Source organism: Clostridioides sp. LIBA-7602 (assembly GCF_056688945.1).
In genome coordinates this window covers 1,600,835-1,618,462 of sequence record NZ_CP196991.1, presented here as the reverse complement: position 1 = coordinate 1,618,462, position 17,628 = coordinate 1,600,835, and the positions used below count along the sequence as shown (strand labels likewise).

Genomic DNA, 17,628 nt, shown 5'->3' with positions numbered 1-17,628 from the left:
TCTTTAAAATGTTTATGATTAAGTTATTTTAGTTTCTTGTAAGCTAGATTTCCTATACCTTGTATTATCTGAACTAATATTACAAGTGCTATTACTGTATACACCATTACTGCTGTATCAAATCTTTGATATCCATAAATAAGTGCTATATTACCTAATCCTCCAGCTCCTACTGCACCTGCCATAGCTGTATATCCAAGTATAGATATTATTGATAATGTAATTCCAGATACTATTGAAGGCATGGCTTCCTTTATCATAACTTTAAATACTATTTGTCTCTTTGTAGCTCCAAAAGATCTTGCAGCTTCTATCAATCCTTTATCAACTTCATTTAGTGAACTTTCTATAATTCTAGCGATAAATGGTGCTGCACCAATAGTTATAGGCACTATTGCAGCAGTTTCTCCTATACTTGTTCCAACGATTAATCTAGTTATTGGAATCATTGCAACTATAAGTATCATGAATGGGAAACTTCTAAATATATTTACTATAAACCCTAAAGCACTATTTATTGTGCTATTTGGTTTTAATCCATCTGGTTTTGTAACCACTAATATGATTGCTAGTATAAATCCTAATATTGTTGCCACTATAGTTGGTATTATAACCATATACAAAGTTTGTAACAATGCATTTGGAAATAGTGTTGTCAAAAAGTCGATTAAACTATTCATTTATCATTTCCTCCCATCTTATGCCCTTACTAGTTAGATATTGTTTTACTTGTTCTCCACTTTTATCTGAAACATTTATGATAAGTGAGCCTAAAATATCTTCTTTGAATTGCTCTAATTTACCGAATATTATAGAAACATCTATATTTAGTTCTCTTGCCATAGTTGTAATAATAGCTTCATTAGAAATATCTTTAGGGAATAGTATCTTTATATTTGTTCCCTTTGGTAAGATTATACTTTCTTCACCGATTAATTTTCTAAGTCCTTTAGTATTTCTTAAGAAAATTTCTTCTGTATCTCCCACCTCTAAAACTTCTCCATTTTCCATTATTGCTACTCTTCCACAAATCTGTTTTATAACTTCCATTTGATGAGTTACAACTATTATTGTTATTCCTAGTTTTTTATTTATATCTTCAAGTAATGAAAGAATTGATTTTGTAGTATTTGGGTCTAATGCTGAAGTTGCTTCGTCACAAAGAAGTACTTGTGGATTTAGTGCCAAAGCTCTAGCAATTGCAACTCTCTGTTTTTGACCACCACTTAGATTTCTAGGTTTATCATTTTTCTTTTCAGATATTCCAACTACTTCTAATAACTCTAAAACTCTTTTCTTGATTTCTGATTTTGTATATCCAAAACATTCTAATGGCAATGCTACATTATCAAATACAGTTCTTCTCTCAAGTAATGAAAAGTGTTGAAAAATCATACCTAACTCTTTTCTTAAATCTCTCATCTGCTTTTCATTTAATGACTTTACTTCCTTATCAGAAACAAGTACATTACCTTCTTGATATTCTTCCAGTCCATTTATGCATCTAAGTAGTGTTGATTTACCTGCACCACTATGACCTATTATTCCAAAAATTTCTCCAGATTCTATTTCAATATTTACATCTTTAAGCACTTGAATCTTTCCATAATACTTATTAACATTTTTTATGCTAATCATAAAATTTCCTCCCCATATATTCTGCTCAGTTTTTATGTTTATCCTAGCTTATGTCTTTTAATTTGTATCTAACAAAATAAAAGCCTGAGTATAAACTCAGGCTTAGAAAGCTATTTATACTCATCTATCAACTATATTAGTTGCAGGATTTAGCACCAATGTATATAAAATATACTGGTTGCCGGGTTTCAAAGGGCCAGTCCCTCCACCACTCTTGATAAGACGTTATTTAATTTAATTTGATTATCATTTGTTGCTATGTTATATATGATATATTCATTAATAATATTTGTCAATGAATTTATTTAAATTTCTTATTTTTTATTACTTTTAGTGAAAAATAAATATCTATTTTTTATTGATTTTATAGCTTACAAACCCCTGTATTTTCAAATGACTTAAAGGCAATGATGATTACATAACTCTAACACCTTAGACTTTATTAAAGATTTAAGTTGCACATATTCTATTATTGTAGTATTTTTTGCAAAAGACAACAAATACTCAGCTCCCCAATTCAGAGTATATTTTGGTATATGCATATCTATATAACCACGATTAGACAAAACTTTTAACCCTCTTGCCAGTAAAAATTCTTTTAAACGTTCAGTGGCAATGTCACTTGTGACAAACTATATGGAAATGTTATATATACTTCCACTAGTGGGAATGTGGATATAAAATCTGCTGTTGGTTCAGGAAATTATAAATCCAATAATTCTGGTAATTTAAATATCGAATATACTAAAGTAATTAATAATCTTTCATTCTTTAATAAAAATGACAAGATTAATATTATACTTCCTAAAGATTTAGAGTTAGAATTTATAGCAAAAACAAAAAATAGCTTAATTCCAATCAATTTTCAAAAATATATTATTATTGAGAAAAAGACAGCAAAATGTAGAATTCGTAGTCATCCTAATATAGAAATTAATGTTGAAAGCAAGATTGGAAATATTAAGGTTACAAAATGATAGTGCTTATATTTTATGATGAAAAATATCAATGTCTTCTTAGATATCATACCAATTTGCTAATATTATTGAGGAATTAAGATATTCGACTTAATTATTGTATTGGATTTTGATATAAAAAAATACGAAGCCCAAGAAAGATAATATCTTCAGGGCTTCTATATGTTTTAAAACTTTTTCATTTTATAATTAGGTATTTGTTATATTATTTTTTATTATTTCCTGTTATTCCTAGTCTATCATTCATATCTTTTATCATTTTTCTAAAACCACTACCTATATCATTCCCAACATCTTCTGTTCCATGAACTAGTTTCATAAAGTCATTTTGACCTTTTTTCATATCTTCATCAGATACATTGTCTAATTTTTTTATTCTTTCATCTATATCTTTTACTAATCTTTCACCTTCAGTTATTAATTCATCATTCATTTTCTTTAATTCTGTATCTTCTGTTTTACCATCTTTTTTAAGAGATGTTACAAATGATTGTATTTTATCTCTACTATCTTTATATGCAGCCTTTACATCATTTAAGTATTTTTCATTTCCTGGATATTCTTTATCCTTAAACTGATTGTTTATGCTTTCTGGAGTATCATAAATAGAGTATCTATTTAAACCTGCTATATAATCGTTATAACTTGTTGAATAATAATTCATATAACCTTCATTGTTATTTACTGATTCATTGGGATTTTTTCCTGCATTCTCACTTGGTTCTTCTGTTTTTTTAGTACATGCAGTCATTCCTATAGCTAATACTAACGCTAGTCCTACAAATAAAGTTCTTTTTAATTTCATTTTTATTATCCTCCTAGATGTTTTGTATTACAAAAAAATTTAATATATTTCTTTCTTAATTTAGTATTTCTATATTTTTATTTTTTATTTACTAAAATTAAACAAGTTATAATTTATTTTTTTGGAAATTATAATAAATAAGCAACTAAATGAAAAAAATATAATTTTATTGTTGATATTGATTATCATTCATAGTATAATTTAATTAATTGATATTAATTTTCATTTGAAGGAGGTTATCTTTTATGTCTTGTTGTAATTCACAATTTTGTTGTAAAAATAAAATTGAATCATCATATATAAAATGGCTTTTAGAAGTTTTAGGTCCAGTTTTTTTAGGTTCTAAACCTGCTGAAATAATAAATATTTCATTTACTGATGTAAATAGAGAGGAAAAGATTAGTGACATTTACAAATATCTATATAAATGTAAAAAAATAGATTTTATAGTTATTGATAAAAAGAAAAAAGGATTAAAAATCTTATTTGTAAACAAAAATGCATTATCAGAAAGATTAAAATGTAAAAAAACAGTAAATTTTTTAAAATTTCTAGGATATAAACAAAATACGAATGTCAATGCTTATTTGGAGCATTTAGTAAATAAACTTAATGGTGACACTTTCCCTGATGAAATAGGAATTTTTTTAGGATATCCTCTTAAAGATGTAATTGGCTTTATGGGATATAGTAATTATGAAGTTTCTATGATTAAATATTGGAAAGTTTATGGAGATACAAAACAATCAGAAGACACGTATTCTAAATTTTTACTTCATCGTAAGAAAATGAGAAAATTACTAGACTACATAAGTGTAGATAAAATAGTAAGTTGTTTTTAATTGTGTTTTTATATATGACAATAAAAAATACACCCTTTTACTATGCTGTTTCCATAATAAATAAGGGTGTATTTTTTACTTCAATATTCTAATTTTGATTGTACAACATATCTTTAATATTTATTTTCTTTTCTTGCATTCCATTAGACATCAAGAATTCTTGTGTATCTTCTAACTCTTTTATATCTTTATCTGTTATTTTAGAACTAAAATCATACCAAGAATACATTTCTTTTGTTTCATCTAAAGATAATCCAACTTCTTTAGATACAACATCCATTACTTTGTCCTTATTTTCATCCATATATTTTAAAGTATCTTCATGAACTTTCATAAATCTTTTTACTAGTTCAGGATATTTTTCAGCAAAATCATCACTTACAGCAGTAACTATTATTCCACTAACTAATCCTTCTCCATTTACAATCATCTTAGCACCTGAATTTATTGTTTTTAATGCAGTTGGACCTGCAAGCATAGCTACATCAGCACTTTTACTTTCTAATGCAGAAGCAGCACCAGGAATATCCATATTTACATATTCAACATCGTCTATAGTGTAACCTTCCTTAGCAAGTGCAGCAATTAATAATTGATGAAGTATAGTTCCCTTTGGCCCTACTATTTTTTTGCCTTTTAAATCCTTTATAGATTTAATATTTTCGTTATTAGTTATAAGCATATATCCTTTTGGTGATCTACTATAAATATTTGTAATTTTAAGACCAACATCATTTGAAGCAGCTATTATTGCAGATGTTCCACCTAAAGCATGTAAAAAGTCTATCTCCCCTGCAGCTAGTGCCTGAGTTTGCTCTGGTCCTGTTGTTAATTCATGAAAATTAACTTTTATATTGTCCTTTTTAAATTCTTTTCCAAATAAGTCATCCTTTTTTTCCAGTATACTAGGAACATTAAGTGGTGATTTTACATAAGTCAGATTTATTTCCTTTGGTAAACTAGCTTCTTTTTTTGCAGGTGCATCTTTGTCCTCATCTTTTGTTGAGCATCCTACAGTACCAACCAACACCATTACTAAAGATGTCATTACTGCTAAAATTTTTTTATTTCTTTTAATCAATTAAAACTCCCCCAATTCCCTTAATATTTCTTTTTTTAAGCTTATATAATAGCTTTTAGTTAAATCTCTATTATATTCATCTTCGACACTAAACTGTTTAATCCCTTTATTTTTACTAAAAACAATTATTTTCTTTGCTATTTCCATAGCTTCTTCGATATTGTGAGTTACAAATACTACGCCTTTTTTAGTATTTTCATGGATATTTATAACTTCTTTCTGCATTTTTCTTCTTGTAAAGTAATCTAGTGCCGCAAATGGCTCGTCCATAAGTAAAATATCTGGATTGAAGGAAAGAGCTCTTGCTATACTTACTCTATGAGCCATACCTCCTGATAATTCATTTGGATATGAGTTTTTAAATTTTTCAAGCTTCATCATTTTTAAATATTTGTCCAAATCAACTTTATTTCTATTCTTTTTTTCAGTATGTAAAAGTATATTTTCACTCACATTCAACCATGGCATAAGTCTACTTTCTTGAAATACCACTCCCACTTTTGGAATGCACTTTTTATCATTACTATAAAAATATATATTTCCACTAGTCGCATTTTCAAGACCTGCTAAAATTCTAAGTAAAGTAGTCTTACCACATCCACTTTCACCTAATATAACAGTTATTTCTTCACTAGATATATTTAACGATACATCATCAAGAACTAAGTGTTCTTTATTATCAACTAAATATTTTTTATGTATATTCTCTAGTAAAAATCCATTTCTAACCATTTAAATCAACCTGCTTCCCTTTGCTAAACTTTATTATCGCCTTTGAAAATAAATAATCTGAAAGTATACCTAAAAATCCAATAACAAAAATACCTACCAATACAACATCAGTTCGTGACATATCTTTTCCATCAGAAATCAAATATCCTAGACCTGAAGAAGCTGCAATAAGCTCTGCTCCAATTATAGCTCTAAAACTATATCCAAGACCTAAACTAAGTCCAACAACAATATCTAACATAGAATTAGGAATTATTATTTTATAAAAAATTCTCTTCTTAGATAAATTAAAAGATTTACCCACTTCTATTAATTTGTTATCGCAATTTTTTATGCCTTTCAATGTATTTAAAAATATTGGGAAAAAGGATGCTAAAATGATAATTATAATTTTGGATTCTTCACCTATACCAAACCATAAAATCAGCATTGGAACTAAAGCTAGTGGAGGTGTACTTCGCATAAATTCAAAAAGTGGTTTGAAATATTCATACATTTTTTTATTTACTCCAAATACAACTCCAAGTGGTATCGCTATCAGTGAACTTATTAAAAAACCTACCAATATTCTTTTTATACTGGCATAAGCATTTAAGAAAATAGAACCATCATATATCATTTTTATGAAAGTATCTAAAACTCTTTCAGGAGGAGGCAAGATATAACTACTCCATATCCCCAGAATACATACAATCTTCCATAAAATTAAAATTATTAAAAAAATATAATATCCTTTGAACTTTTTATGAATTTTCTCAATCATATAAAACTCCTTTTAATATATCTATCCCTGCTACCCTTTTTATTTTTTAAAATCCTAAAGAATGATTAAGCTACACTATAAAATCTAATCTATACCAATTCTTAACCCACCTGAATTCATTCTATCAGAAGGTGTAGAATCTGTTTTCAAGCCAGACAATCTTTCAGATGGCTGTATAATAACTATTTGTCCAGGTTCAACAAATTCCATATGATAAGATTCCCCCGAAGTCTGACCAATAAAAGTCTTCCATGATAATTTTGCTACCTTTGGATATGGTTCTCTTCCAGTCCAAGCTACTAATGCATCTGGGTCAACACAACAAGGACCTTCAAGTATTAGAGGATTCCCATCTGTTATTATAGCAACATCTTGATTTTGACCGGTTTTATTTATTAAATGTGTAGTAAAAAGGCCTTTTTGAGATAGTACTCCTGAACCAATTAGTTTTACACTATAATTTAATTGTTCAGAAAATGCCAATAAATTTTCACTCTCAACATAAATTGAATCACCTGGGTCAATCGATATTACATCTACATGATAAGCATTTTGAGCTAGGTAAATTTCCCCTTCACCTTCAACAACCATTATTGGCATTTGTTCTCCTGTCAATGACCTTTGAACATGCCCTAACAGTGCTCTTCCTAAACCACCACCATTGTTGGGACCTAATAACAATTTTTCAAAATTAAAATTTCCCTTAAAGGCTACCATAGCACCTTTTTTTGCAAAAAATTTGCCACTTCCCCTTGCTATACACATAAGTTCATTTGTCACGTCAAATTTAAACATAATATACATTTATATTGCCTTGTTTAGCAATAATACCTCCTAATCATATATTTGTCTATAATTATACATTAAAATTACAACATAGTCTAACCTACCTCAAACATGAAATTTATTATTTATATAAAAAATAAGAACCTGATAACAAAGTAATTTATACTTTTTATCAGGTTCTTATTTTATCTATCTCTTAGTGCTATTACAGCTCTTGCTGCTTGAGCATCCAGAACAACCACATCCACAACTGCTACCATTCTTTTTTGAATTTTTAACCATATGCATTACAGCTAATGCCATTAATACTACCACAATAGCCGCTATAATAAATGTAGCCATATTTACCACTCCTTATTTATATGAATTAATTTTTCATATAACTTAATTTACCAATTTTTTCTTTTTTCATATTTCTATTTGAATAAGTTAAAACTGCCAATACTACAGCTACTGCTATAACTATAGATATTATTGCCCCAGCAATACTTCCTCCAGTACCTAAAACTAAACTTCCAACTTGATTGACAAGAAGAGCAACTATATATGCTGTTAAAGTTTGGAATCCTAATGTAATCCATGTCCATTTCCATGAACCCATTTCTCTTTTTATGGCTCCAATAGCTGCAAAACAAGGTGCACAAAGCATGTTGAATGTCATAAATGCAAACGCACTAGCTACTGTAAACATACTTGCAACTGAACCAAGAAGTGCTGGGTCTTGCTCTGTTGCATCTGATATACCAAATAAAACTCCAAATGTTCCAACTACATTTTCCTTAGCCACTAGTCCTGTAACTGTTGCTACTGATGATTGCCAGTTTCCAAATCCAAGAGGTGCAAATATTGGTGCAACTATATTTCCTAAACTAGCTAATATACTGTCACCAGCATCTACCATCTGTAATGACCAGTTAAATGATTGTAAGAACCAAATTACTCCACAAGCTATAAATATAATTGTACCTGCTTTGATTATAAATGCTTTTCCTCTATCCCACATGTGTATCAAAACACCTTTTGCACTTGGAACATGATATTGAGGTAATTCCATAACAAATGGAGATGGCTCTCCTGCAAATAAACTAGTTCTCTTTAATATTATTCCACAAATGATTATCATTACAATCCCTAAGAAATACATTGATGGTGCTACCCATGAAGCACCTCCAAACAATGCTCCTGCAAATAATGCTATTATTGGAATCTTAGCCCCACATGGAATAAATGTAGTTAACATAATAGTCATTTTTCTATCTCTATCATTCTCTATAGTACGAGTTGACATAACTCCTGGAACTCCACAACCAGAACTTATAAGCATTGGTATAAATGATTTTCCTGAAAGACCAAACTTACGGAAAATTCTATCCATTATAAAGGCTACACGTGACATATATCCACAATCTTCTAGTATTGATAATAGTAAGAATAAAAGCATGATTTGTGGAACAAATCCTAATACAGCTCCAACTCCACCAATTAGACCATCAACTACAAGCCCTTGTAACCAATCCGCTACATTTAAAGAAACCAAAAAGTTACTTACATTCCCTTGAATAATTTCTCCAAACAGTACATCATTAGTCCAATCAGTTGCTATAGCGCCCAACGAACTCACTGCTATATAGTAAACTCCCCACATTATAAGTGCAAAAATAGGTAATGCTAGTATTCGGTTTGTTACAATCTTATCTATCTTGTCTGATACAGTTTCCTTGCCTTTTCTATTCTTCTTTATTATACTTGAAATTATTGAGCTAATAAATTCATAACGATTTGCTGTTATTATACTTTCACTATCATCATCCAATTCATCTTCACAATTTCTAGTTATTTCTTCTATGTTATTCAATATTGTTTTAGAGATATCAAGTTTTTGTATAACATTTTCATCTCTTTCAAATAACTTTATAGCTAACCAACGTGTTTCCATATCTATGTACGGAGTCTTTTCTTCTATTATTTTTTCTATTTTTTCTATTGCTTCCTTACTTTCGTCAACAAAAGGCAATTTAAAATCTAATTTATTGTTGCTACTTGCAAGTTCAATTGCCTTTTCAGCAGCTTCCATTATTCCTTGACCTTTAACTGCTGTTACTTCTACCACTGGGCAACCTATAACCTCAGATAACTTTTTAATATTTATCTTATCACCATTCTTATTAACAATATCCATCATATTAAGAGCTATAACAGTAGGTATACCCAATTCTAAAACTTGAGTTGTAAGATATAAATTTCTCTCTATATTTGATGCGTCTACAATATTTATTACTGCATCTGGTTTATCATCCAACATAAAATTACGTGTAACTACTTCTTCTAATGTATATGGAGATAAAGAATAAATACCTGGTAAATCTACTATTTCCACATCTTTATTTCCTTTTAATTTTCCACCTTTTTTTTCAACTGTTACTCCTGGCCAGTTACCAACATATTGCGATGAACCTGTAAGCCCATTGAACATTGTTGTCTTACCACAGTTAGGATTTCCTATGAGACCTATTTTTATTGACATTTCCATTCCCTCCATTATTATTAAGTACATAACTATTTATGATACAGAAAATCATTCTCATTATATAATTGCACTAACCCTATTCTAATTAATTAATTTTATTATTCCACAATAATTTTTTCTGCATCTGACTTACGAATTGATAGTTCATAATCTCTGACTGTTATTTCAATTGGGTCTCCAAGAGGAGCTACTTTTCTTACAAATACATCAACACCTCTAGTAATTCCCATATCCATTATACGTCTTCGTGTGGCTCCTTCTCCCTCTAATTTTTTGACTTTTACAGTCTCTCCACACTTAATATCCTTTAGTCTGTTCATGTTGTTACCTCCCTATATTATTATTCTGCTTGCCATCTTTTTATCCAATGCAACTCTAGTATCTTTTACATCTATTATTAAATTACCATCTATCTTAGAAATTATTTTAACGTTTGTACCTACTACAAAACCTATACTATTTAAAAAAGTTCTTGTTTTGTCACTTCCTGAAATCTTCTTTATAACTACTTCTTCTCCTGTATTTGATAGTATCAATGGCATCATATAATATTCCTCCTCTTAAACTAATTTAAATTTACAAGCAATCGTTATCTCATATATGAATTACAATATTTTATCTTAAGTTTTAATCAGTTAAAATAATAACCTATTTTTTCCTTCTTTTTACAATTCCTAATTTTGATTTAAGTCTACCACAATAGTATAAACTTTGCAAGTGATTATTGTATTCTTTTGATTTTTTTTCTCATTTGAGTTATCCTATTGATAAAATCTATATAAAAATAAAGATGCTCCAAAATAGTATATTTAACTATATTAAAGCATCTTTATTGTGTATATGTTTTCACATCACTTATACATTATTTTCTTCTTTTTTAAAAACTATTTTCTCAAACTCTTTTATAGGCATTGGTTTAGAAAATAGGTATCCCTGTACCATATCACATCCAATTTGTTTTAAAAAGTCTAATTGTGAAATAGTTTCTACCCCTTCTGATATTACCTTCATTTTTAGTTCTTTTGCCATTCTAATGACATTGGATATAACAATTTTTTCATTATTGCTCTCATCTTTTTCTGTAAAAAATGCTCTATCTAATTTTAATATGTCAACAGGCAATTCTTTTAGAAGATTAAGCGAAGAATACCCTGTTCCAAAGTCATCCATAGAAATTATAAACCCATTTTCTTTTAGATGATTCATTGTATCAATCAAACCTTCTATATTATTTAATACTGCTGTTTCTGTTAGCTCTAATTCTATAAAATTTGTTGGTATCTTATATTTATCAACAATTAATCTAAACTTCTCAACAAAGTTACTATTTACAAAATGCATTCGAGATAAGTTAACAGATATAGGCACCACTTTTTGACCTTCATCCATCCATTCTCTAATCTTTTTACACACTTCTTCAAATACATAAAAATCAATGTTTACAATAAAACCATTTCTCTCAAATACTGGTATAAATTCTATTGGTGGTATTAAACCTTTCTTTGGATTATTCCAACGAACAAGTGCTTCAGCTCCTATGATTTGGTAATCTAAAAGGCTATATTTAGGCTGAAAATACACAATAAATTCTCCATTATTAAGAGCATCTATCATTGTATTTTCAATTTCTTTTTCTTTTAGTATTTTATTATGCATTTCATCATTATAAAAAGCAAATGAATTTTTATGACCACCTTTTATAGTCTTTCTAGCAGTATTTGCTCTATCCATAATAGTATTTATATCCCTATCATCTTTATTTATTTTGTATATACCACAATCTAAAATCAACTTATAGTAATTTATTTTCGGATTACTAAATATCTGAACTTTGTTATAAATACTGTTTAGTCTTGCTTTAATATCTTCATCTGTCTTATATCTAATGAGAAGAACAAAATGGTCAGCAGAAACTCTTGCAAAGATTTCATCCTCATGTAATTCACTTGCAATAGTATTTGATATATGTATCAAAGTATTATTTCCCATATCAAATCCAAACATATCATTTATATATTTAAATTTATCAACATCCATATAAAATAACACATATGATTCTGGATTATTTTTAGAAAACAGTTTATCTGCATTTATTTTAAACTTCTCTATACTATCTGCTCCTGTTAATGAATCTATGTATGCAATTTTTTTCAGAGAATCTTCTTTCTTTTTCTTATTATAAATTATATATTTGATGGCAATTAAAAATATAATACAAATACACATAATAATTTGTACCGAGTACTCTTTAAAAATAACACTAAATGGTACCTTATAAGGCTTATTAATAGTATTAGAATATATGCTATCATTTAACTGTTCTTCAGTAATTTTACCTATTGATTTATTTAAAATTGATATCAATATTGGATTAATTTTATTTGATACTCCTATACACATTCCATAATTAGTATCTAAAACTGATATAATAGATAAATTATTGGCTTTTCCTTTCTTTAAAAGTTCATCAAACTGATAAGAACTAAGTACCATTAAATTTGCTTTTCCTGCATCTATAGCATCTAAAGAATCTTCTGTAGACTTATAAGATGTTGTTTTAGAATTTTCAAAATTTTTTTCTATATAAGAATCAATAGACTTATAGCTACTCGTTAAAGCAATATTTAAATCATTATTCAGATTAGTTCCTAATTTTCCAACCATAACTATTGGAATATTTATGTACGGATTTGTCAATTTCATATTGAATCGTTTTTCTTTATTGTTTTCATTAATTGAGCCACAAAGCATATCTGCCTTTCCGTTTTTTATATAATTAAGACTCTCATTATAATTTTTTGTTTTAATATATTCAAATTCTATACCACATTTTTTTGATATAACTGACATTAAGTCAGAGCTTATACCTTTAAACGAATTACTTACCATATCATAATATTCAACAGGAGACCACTCTGAATCGTATACCATAGTAAGCTTTGGATTTGCTTTAATAAAATTAATTTCTTGACGAGTAAATGCTATGGAATTAGTAACATCTCTTTTAAAATACTTTTTATATAATTCCATATCATAGTACATGTTATTCATTTTTAATTCCTTTAAAGCATAATCTAATTCTTTTGCTAGGTTAGTTTTTTCTTTTGTAGTAGCAAAATAAAAAGGTTCCATTGAAAACTTACTAACTATTTTCATTCCTTTTGCATTTACGATACTTCCACAAACAAAAGCATCTGCTTTATTTTCATTTACAGACTCAATTAACTCATCAATAGAATTACAATATATATATTCCACTGAAAATTTATTTTCTTCTCTATATTTTTCAAATGCAATATTATGAAAATTACCTTTGAGCACAGCCACTCTCATACCGTTAAATGAACTTATATCTTCATAAAACATATTGTAGTTACTTTCATTTGTATATAGTGCACTATATTCATATCCCGAACTTATTTTAGGAAAATTAAATATTTTATTTCTTTCATCATTACTCTGTAAAGGTCCAAGTAAATCTATTTCACCTTTTTCTAATCTATCTAAACATTCTTCCCAAGACCCTTTTATAAATTCATACTTCCATCCCGTATATTTTGAAATTTCTTTTAAATAGTCATAACCATACCCTGTATAAGAATTGTCTTTTGGTGAAGATATAATTCCATAGTTATCACAATATCCAACTCGTATTTTTTTTGAATTTTCAGACTCATCAGCAAAGCATTGAACATTGTCAAGGCAGGATATAATAAGTAAAAATATCAAAGAAAGTATCAAGAAGTGCTTTTTAAATGATTTCATATTTAAAAACCTCCAATTTGCCAACTTGCTTTAATTTATTTAGTTTACCAGTTGTAACTACTTTTATTGTACTGGTAAATATATCAAATTGCAATATTCTCATATAATATTCTTATTCAGCTACAATTAATTTTCTTATTGTCTGTTTAAATGTATCGCATTATAGTAACTCATTAAAAATCATAAAAACATAATTAATACTATAATTAGATTAATTAACTATATCTCAAAAACATAATAGCACTAAAATATAATGGCACTACTAATATTTTTAAATATCAATAGTGCCATAAAAAACTTTTCAGATTAATTAAATATTTTTATATATTTTATAATAAGTTATACTACTCTAAATATTTAGCTATAAAACTTTTTTCTTTAATACTAAATACTTGTGTTTGAATATCAGAATAATGTTTTGAGTATACATCAATAAAACCATGATTTGCCTCTAAAATTTCGATTTGAATATTTTGTTTTCCAGAAAGTTGACAAGAAACAGAATCTACATCGAATGAATCATATTTTGCAAATACTAATAAAGTAGGACATTTCGGAATTACATCCATATAATCTCTAATTCGAGAACCATAACAACAAATTATACCATCACAAAGAGAATCTTCACTACATCTCCATGCAATAGTTGCACCCACACTATATCCTACAACAAGTACATATTTATATTCTGATTTTAAATCATTTATAAGTCTTTCTACTGTCTTATAAACGTCAAACCCGATATTATTTATAAAAAAAGCATATGCTTCATTGGCTTTTGAGTATGGAAATACTCTTTTTTCTCCTAAAAGTTCAGGACAAAATACATCAAACCCATATTGATAATACTTTTGACAAATATCTTCTATAAAGCTATTAACTCCATAAATTTCATGTAGCACAATAATAGCTATCTCACTTTTATGTATATACTTTATCAGATTATCCACCACCTTTATAAAATAATCAATATTTTTACACTCAGTTTAATGTATTCTTATTAGTATGTCAATTTGCTATTTCTAAATCTAACTTTACTTTTAAACTAATTACTTGTTTTATAAACTTACTTAATAATTCTTAAAATTATGCTCTATGGTTAAAAATATACTCATTAGAAACAACAAATAAAGCATAAAGAATAAAAAAGAGTATCTCACTCATAATTTTTAAAAATTATAAATGAAATACTCTTAAACTCTATTTTATATTAAATTTATTTTCCAAAATATCTATTTAATAATCCTAAGAATGCTTTACCATGTCTAGCTTCGTCTTTACACATTTCATGTACTGTATCATGTATAGCATCTAAGCCTAATTCTTTAGCTTTTTTAGCTAATTTTAGTTTTCCATCAGTTGCACCATACTCAGCGTCAACTCTAACTCTTAAGTTCTCTTTTGTATCTGCAACTACAACTTCTCCAAGAAGTTCTGCAAATTTAGCAGCATGCTCAGCTTCTTCAAAAGCTATTCTCTTATAAGCTTCTCCTACTTCTGGATAACCTTCTCTGTCAGCTTGTCTACTCATTGCTAAATACATTCCTACTTCTGTACATTCACCAACGAAGTTAGCTCTTAATCCTTCAATTACTTCTTCGTCTACACCTTGAGCTACACCTATTCTATGCTCATCAGCCCAATTTTTTTCGCCTTTCATTTCTTCAAATTTATCAGCTCCAACTTTACATACTGGACATTGTGCTGGTGCAGCATCCCCTTCATGTATATATCCACATACTGTACAAACAAATTTTTTCATAATTAATTTCCTCCTAAATTTTATATATCAAATTAAATTTTTTATTTATCAAGTTAGTTTATATATACCCGAGGCATATACCTTTAAACAATTTTTTTAAAGTTTTTTTCTAAATACTTACTTCCCTTGTGTTAACAGTATGTTTCTATAATAATGTCCTTTTAATTCTATTAGTTCTTTATGATTTCCAGATTCTATAATTCTACCATTTTCTAAAACTATTATATTATCACAATTTGATATGGTACTTAATCTATGAGCTATAATTATACTTGTCTTCCCAAAAGTTAAACTATTTATTGCATCTTGAATCTTAGCTTCAGTTGCTATATCTATATTGCTTGTAGCTTCATCTAAAATGAGTATAGGTGCATTTTTTAATATTGCTCTGGCAATGCTTATTAATTGTTTTTGACCTTCACTTAAATCCTCACCCCTATCTGATAATACAGTATTATATCCTTCATGCATTTTCGTTATAAATTTATGCGAATTTGCTATTTTGCTAGCACATATAACCTCTTCATCAGTGGCCATTAGATTTCCATACCTTATATTTTCCATGACCGTATCATTGAATATATAACTTTCTTGTGGAACTACTCCAAAACAAGACCTCAAATAGTTTCTGTTAATAGAATATATATCTTCACCATCTAAAAATATACTTCCTTTATCTACTTGATAGAAATTTGTAATTAGATTTATAATTGTTGTTTTCCCACTACCAGTCTCTCCTATAATGGCATTTGATGTGCCTGCTTTGATTCTTAAATTTATATTATCTAAAACTTTCTTTTTTGAATTATAAGAAAAACTTACATTTTTAAATTCTATTTCTCCATTTACAAAAGAAGAATTTAAATTATCCTTCTTATTGTCATTAAACTTACTTTTAAATACGCTCTTTGCTTCCTGTTCCTCTTTTTCGTCTATAATTTCAAAAACTCTTTCGCATCCTGCTATTGCTGAAAGTAATGTATTAAATAGATTTGCCAATTCATTTAAAGGTCTTGTAAATTGTCTTATATAACTTAAAAAACTAGCTATAACTCCTATAGTTATAATATCCTTAGATGCCAAAACTCCACCTATAATACATATAGTTGCAAATCCTATATTACTAATTACATTCATAATAGGCATTAAAAGGGATGTATAAATTTGCGATTTGAGTGAAATATTTAATAGTCTATCATTGACTTCTCTAAAATCCTCTACAGACTTTCTTTCATAGTTAAAAGATTTTACTACATTTATATTCGATACCATTTCTTCAATATGAGAATTTAACTTCCCTAACTCTACTTGTTGTTGCTTAAATAGAACTCTAGTCCTCTTTGCTATAAAGTTACTTAGAAACATTACTATTGGTATCAATATAATACTACAAAAGGTCAAAATTGGACTTAATATAAACATCATAATGAAAGTCATCAATATATTTAAAATTCCTGTAATTAATTGTACTAATGAATTTGAGATTCCTGTACTAATATTATCAACATCATTTGTTACCCTGCTCATAATATCTCCAGTAGAACTTTTATCAAAGAAGGTTATTGGTAGATTTTTAAATTTCAAAAACAAATTACTTCTCATCTCTTTAACTATACTTTGAGATAGTCTAGCTGTACATATACCCTTAGACAGTTTAACTGAGAATTCAATTATATAAAATGAGAATAATATAATTATGCCTTTCAAGAAAATGGACCTTGAATAAGTATCAATATTTATTATGTCAACTACTTTCCCAAGAGTATATGGTATTATAGTTGATATAATTGAATCGACTATTACCAGCAAAAAAATTAATCTAGTAATCTTTTTATCTTTTTTAAAGTACATAAAAATTCTTTTAAATGTTTTCTTAAAATCTTTAGGCTTCTCTTTTTTCTTCAATCTACTGACCTTTTGATTTCCAGTACCTAAATTCAATATACTTCC

Annotated in this window: 18 protein-coding genes and 1 riboswitch; of the genes, 2 read left to right on the top strand and 16 right to left on the bottom strand. The window is 27.9% G+C overall.

Annotated elements, in window-relative coordinates:
• Nucleotides 1-23 precede the first annotated feature (23 nt).
• The 3 genes from ACTG45_RS07760 to ACTG45_RS07750 all read right to left on the bottom strand — a co-directional run bounded on the left by ACTG45_RS07760 (nucleotide 24) and on the right by ACTG45_RS07750 (nucleotide 2,204).
• Nucleotides 24-680, bottom strand: coding sequence for a methionine ABC transporter permease (locus ACTG45_RS07760; protein ID WP_021384241.1), 657 nt, complete (start codon nucleotides 678-680; stop codon nucleotides 24-26).
• Nucleotides 673-1,638 (bottom strand): methionine ABC transporter ATP-binding protein, encoded by a 966-nt coding sequence (locus ACTG45_RS07755; protein WP_021384244.1) that lies wholly within the window; start codon nucleotides 1,636-1,638, stop codon nucleotides 673-675. The genes ACTG45_RS07760 and ACTG45_RS07755 overlap by 8 nt, the downstream gene beginning before the upstream one ends.
• 117 nt (nucleotides 1,639-1,755) lie before the next feature.
• Nucleotides 1,756-1,862, bottom strand: a riboswitch (SAM riboswitch).
• Between the two features lie 174 nt (nucleotides 1,863-2,036).
• Complete coding sequence (locus tag ACTG45_RS07750; protein ID WP_479920112.1) at nucleotides 2,037-2,204, bottom strand: hypothetical protein; 168 nt, start codon at nucleotides 2,202-2,204, stop codon at nucleotides 2,037-2,039.
• 81 nt (nucleotides 2,205-2,285) lie between these two features.
• Here ACTG45_RS07750 and ACTG45_RS07745 point away from each other — a divergent pair, with 81 nt between their 5' ends.
• The gene (locus ACTG45_RS07745) at nucleotides 2,286-2,615 is read left to right on the top strand and encodes a DUF4097 family beta strand repeat-containing protein (RefSeq protein WP_479920287.1); all 330 of its coding nucleotides are present in this window, start codon (nucleotides 2,286-2,288) and stop codon (nucleotides 2,613-2,615) included.
• A gap of 205 nt (nucleotides 2,616-2,820) precedes the next feature.
• Here the strand turns inward: ACTG45_RS07745 and ACTG45_RS07740 are convergent, their stop codons facing one another.
• A complete protein-coding gene (locus tag ACTG45_RS07740) occupies nucleotides 2,821-3,420 on the bottom strand; it encodes a hypothetical protein (RefSeq protein WP_479918531.1) in 600 nt (199 codons plus the stop codon).
• 245 nt (nucleotides 3,421-3,665) lie between these two features.
• Between ACTG45_RS07740 and ACTG45_RS07735 the strand changes: the two genes are divergently transcribed.
• Nucleotides 3,666-4,262 carry a DUF3793 family protein gene (locus tag ACTG45_RS07735; protein WP_021384242.1) on the top strand — a complete coding sequence of 199 codons (597 nt, stop codon included), beginning with the start codon at nucleotides 3,666-3,668 and terminating at the stop codon, nucleotides 4,260-4,262.
• An 88-nt stretch (nucleotides 4,263-4,350) separates the two neighbouring features.
• On the opposite strand, the gene ACTG45_RS07730 is transcribed toward ACTG45_RS07735, so the two are convergent.
• From ACTG45_RS07730 to ACTG45_RS07675, 12 genes are all read right to left on the bottom strand, one after another.
• Nucleotides 4,351-5,310 (bottom strand): NrtA/SsuA/CpmA family ABC transporter substrate-binding protein, encoded by a 960-nt coding sequence (locus ACTG45_RS07730; RefSeq protein ID WP_479920286.1) that lies wholly within the window; start codon nucleotides 5,308-5,310, stop codon nucleotides 4,351-4,353.
• 33 nt (nucleotides 5,311-5,343) lie between these two features.
• Nucleotides 5,344-6,075 (bottom strand): ABC transporter ATP-binding protein, encoded by a 732-nt coding sequence (locus ACTG45_RS07725; RefSeq protein WP_021384254.1) that lies wholly within the window; start codon nucleotides 6,073-6,075, stop codon nucleotides 5,344-5,346.
• Nucleotides 6,068-6,838 (bottom strand): ABC transporter permease, encoded by a 771-nt coding sequence (locus ACTG45_RS07720; RefSeq protein ID WP_044213199.1) that lies wholly within the window; start codon nucleotides 6,836-6,838, stop codon nucleotides 6,068-6,070. Before ACTG45_RS07720 ends, ACTG45_RS07725 begins: the two co-directional genes overlap by 8 nt.
• 84 nt (nucleotides 6,839-6,922) lie before the next feature.
• Nucleotides 6,923-7,633, bottom strand: coding sequence for an AIM24 family protein (locus tag ACTG45_RS07715; protein ID WP_021384249.1), 711 nt, complete (start codon nucleotides 7,631-7,633; stop codon nucleotides 6,923-6,925).
• A 180-nt stretch (nucleotides 7,634-7,813) separates the two neighbouring features.
• On the bottom strand, nucleotides 7,814-7,966 hold the full coding sequence (locus tag ACTG45_RS07710) for a FeoB-associated Cys-rich membrane protein (protein ID WP_021384256.1): 153 nt from the start codon (nucleotides 7,964-7,966) through the stop codon (nucleotides 7,814-7,816).
• 25 nt (nucleotides 7,967-7,991) lie between these two features.
• A complete protein-coding gene (gene feoB / locus ACTG45_RS07705) occupies nucleotides 7,992-10,148 on the bottom strand; it encodes a ferrous iron transport protein B (protein ID WP_021384245.1) in 2,157 nt (718 codons plus the stop codon).
• 101 nt (nucleotides 10,149-10,249) lie between these two features.
• A complete protein-coding gene (locus tag ACTG45_RS07700) occupies nucleotides 10,250-10,471 on the bottom strand; it encodes a FeoA family protein (RefSeq protein ID WP_021384243.1) in 222 nt (73 codons plus the stop codon).
• 12 nt (nucleotides 10,472-10,483) lie between these two features.
• Nucleotides 10,484-10,696 (bottom strand): FeoA family protein, encoded by a 213-nt coding sequence (locus ACTG45_RS07695; protein ID WP_021384253.1) that lies wholly within the window; start codon nucleotides 10,694-10,696, stop codon nucleotides 10,484-10,486.
• 310 nt (nucleotides 10,697-11,006) lie between these two features.
• Nucleotides 11,007-13,916, bottom strand: coding sequence for an EAL domain-containing protein (locus ACTG45_RS07690; protein WP_479920111.1), 2,910 nt, complete (start codon nucleotides 13,914-13,916; stop codon nucleotides 11,007-11,009).
• A 344-nt stretch (nucleotides 13,917-14,260) separates the two neighbouring features.
• Nucleotides 14,261-14,869 carry a dienelactone hydrolase family protein gene (locus tag ACTG45_RS07685; RefSeq protein ID WP_479920110.1) on the bottom strand — a complete coding sequence of 203 codons (609 nt, stop codon included), beginning with the start codon at nucleotides 14,867-14,869 and terminating at the stop codon, nucleotides 14,261-14,263.
• A 263-nt stretch (nucleotides 14,870-15,132) separates the two neighbouring features.
• Nucleotides 15,133-15,678 carry an NADH peroxidase gene (locus ACTG45_RS07680; RefSeq protein WP_107594844.1) on the bottom strand — a complete coding sequence of 182 codons (546 nt, stop codon included), beginning with the start codon at nucleotides 15,676-15,678 and terminating at the stop codon, nucleotides 15,133-15,135.
• Nucleotides 15,679-15,795: 117 nt separating this feature from the next.
• Nucleotides 15,796-17,619 (bottom strand): ABC transporter ATP-binding protein, encoded by a 1,824-nt coding sequence (locus ACTG45_RS07675; RefSeq protein WP_479920109.1) that lies wholly within the window; start codon nucleotides 17,617-17,619, stop codon nucleotides 15,796-15,798.
• Nucleotides 17,620-17,628: the final 9 nt, after the last annotated feature.

What these genes read in the sequence shown, in the direction of transcription:
- ACTG45_RS07760 (WP_021384241.1), bottom strand. Translation starts at nt 680, where the DNA reads ATGAATAGTTTAATCGACTTTTTGACAACACTATTTCCAAATGCATTG.
- ACTG45_RS07755 (WP_021384244.1), bottom strand. Translation starts at nt 1,638, where the DNA reads ATGATTAGCATAAAAAATGTTAATAAGTATTATGGAAAGATTCAAGTG.
- ACTG45_RS07740 (WP_479918531.1), bottom strand. Translation starts at nt 3,420, where the DNA reads ATGAAATTAAAAAGAACTTTATTTGTAGGACTAGCGTTAGTATTAGCT.
- ACTG45_RS07735 (WP_021384242.1), top strand. Translation starts at nt 3,666, where the DNA reads ATGTCTTGTTGTAATTCACAATTTTGTTGTAAAAATAAAATTGAATCA.
- ACTG45_RS07730 (WP_479920286.1), bottom strand. Translation starts at nt 5,310, where the DNA reads ATGACATCTTTAGTAATGGTGTTGGTTGGTACTGTAGGATGCTCAACA.
- ACTG45_RS07725 (WP_021384254.1), bottom strand. Translation starts at nt 6,075, where the DNA reads ATGGTTAGAAATGGATTTTTACTAGAGAATATACATAAAAAATATTTA.
- ACTG45_RS07720 (WP_044213199.1), bottom strand. Translation starts at nt 6,838, where the DNA reads ATGATTGAGAAAATTCATAAAAAGTTCAAAGGATATTATATTTTTTTA.
- ACTG45_RS07715 (WP_021384249.1), bottom strand. Translation starts at nt 7,633, where the DNA reads ATGTTTAAATTTGACGTGACAAATGAACTTATGTGTATAGCAAGGGGA.
- ACTG45_RS07710 (WP_021384256.1), bottom strand. Translation starts at nt 7,966, where the DNA reads ATGGCTACATTTATTATAGCGGCTATTGTGGTAGTATTAATGGCATTA.
- feoB (WP_021384245.1), bottom strand. Translation starts at nt 10,148, where the DNA reads ATGTCAATAAAAATAGGTCTCATAGGAAATCCTAACTGTGGTAAGACA.
- ACTG45_RS07700 (WP_021384243.1), bottom strand. Translation starts at nt 10,471, where the DNA reads ATGAACAGACTAAAGGATATTAAGTGTGGAGAGACTGTAAAAGTCAAA.
- ACTG45_RS07695 (WP_021384253.1), bottom strand. Translation starts at nt 10,696, where the DNA reads ATGATGCCATTGATACTATCAAATACAGGAGAAGAAGTAGTTATAAAG.
- ACTG45_RS07690 (WP_479920111.1), bottom strand. Translation starts at nt 13,916, where the DNA reads ATGAAATCATTTAAAAAGCACTTCTTGATACTTTCTTTGATATTTTTA.
- ACTG45_RS07680 (WP_107594844.1), bottom strand. Translation starts at nt 15,678, where the DNA reads ATGAAAAAATTTGTTTGTACAGTATGTGGATATATACATGAAGGGGAT.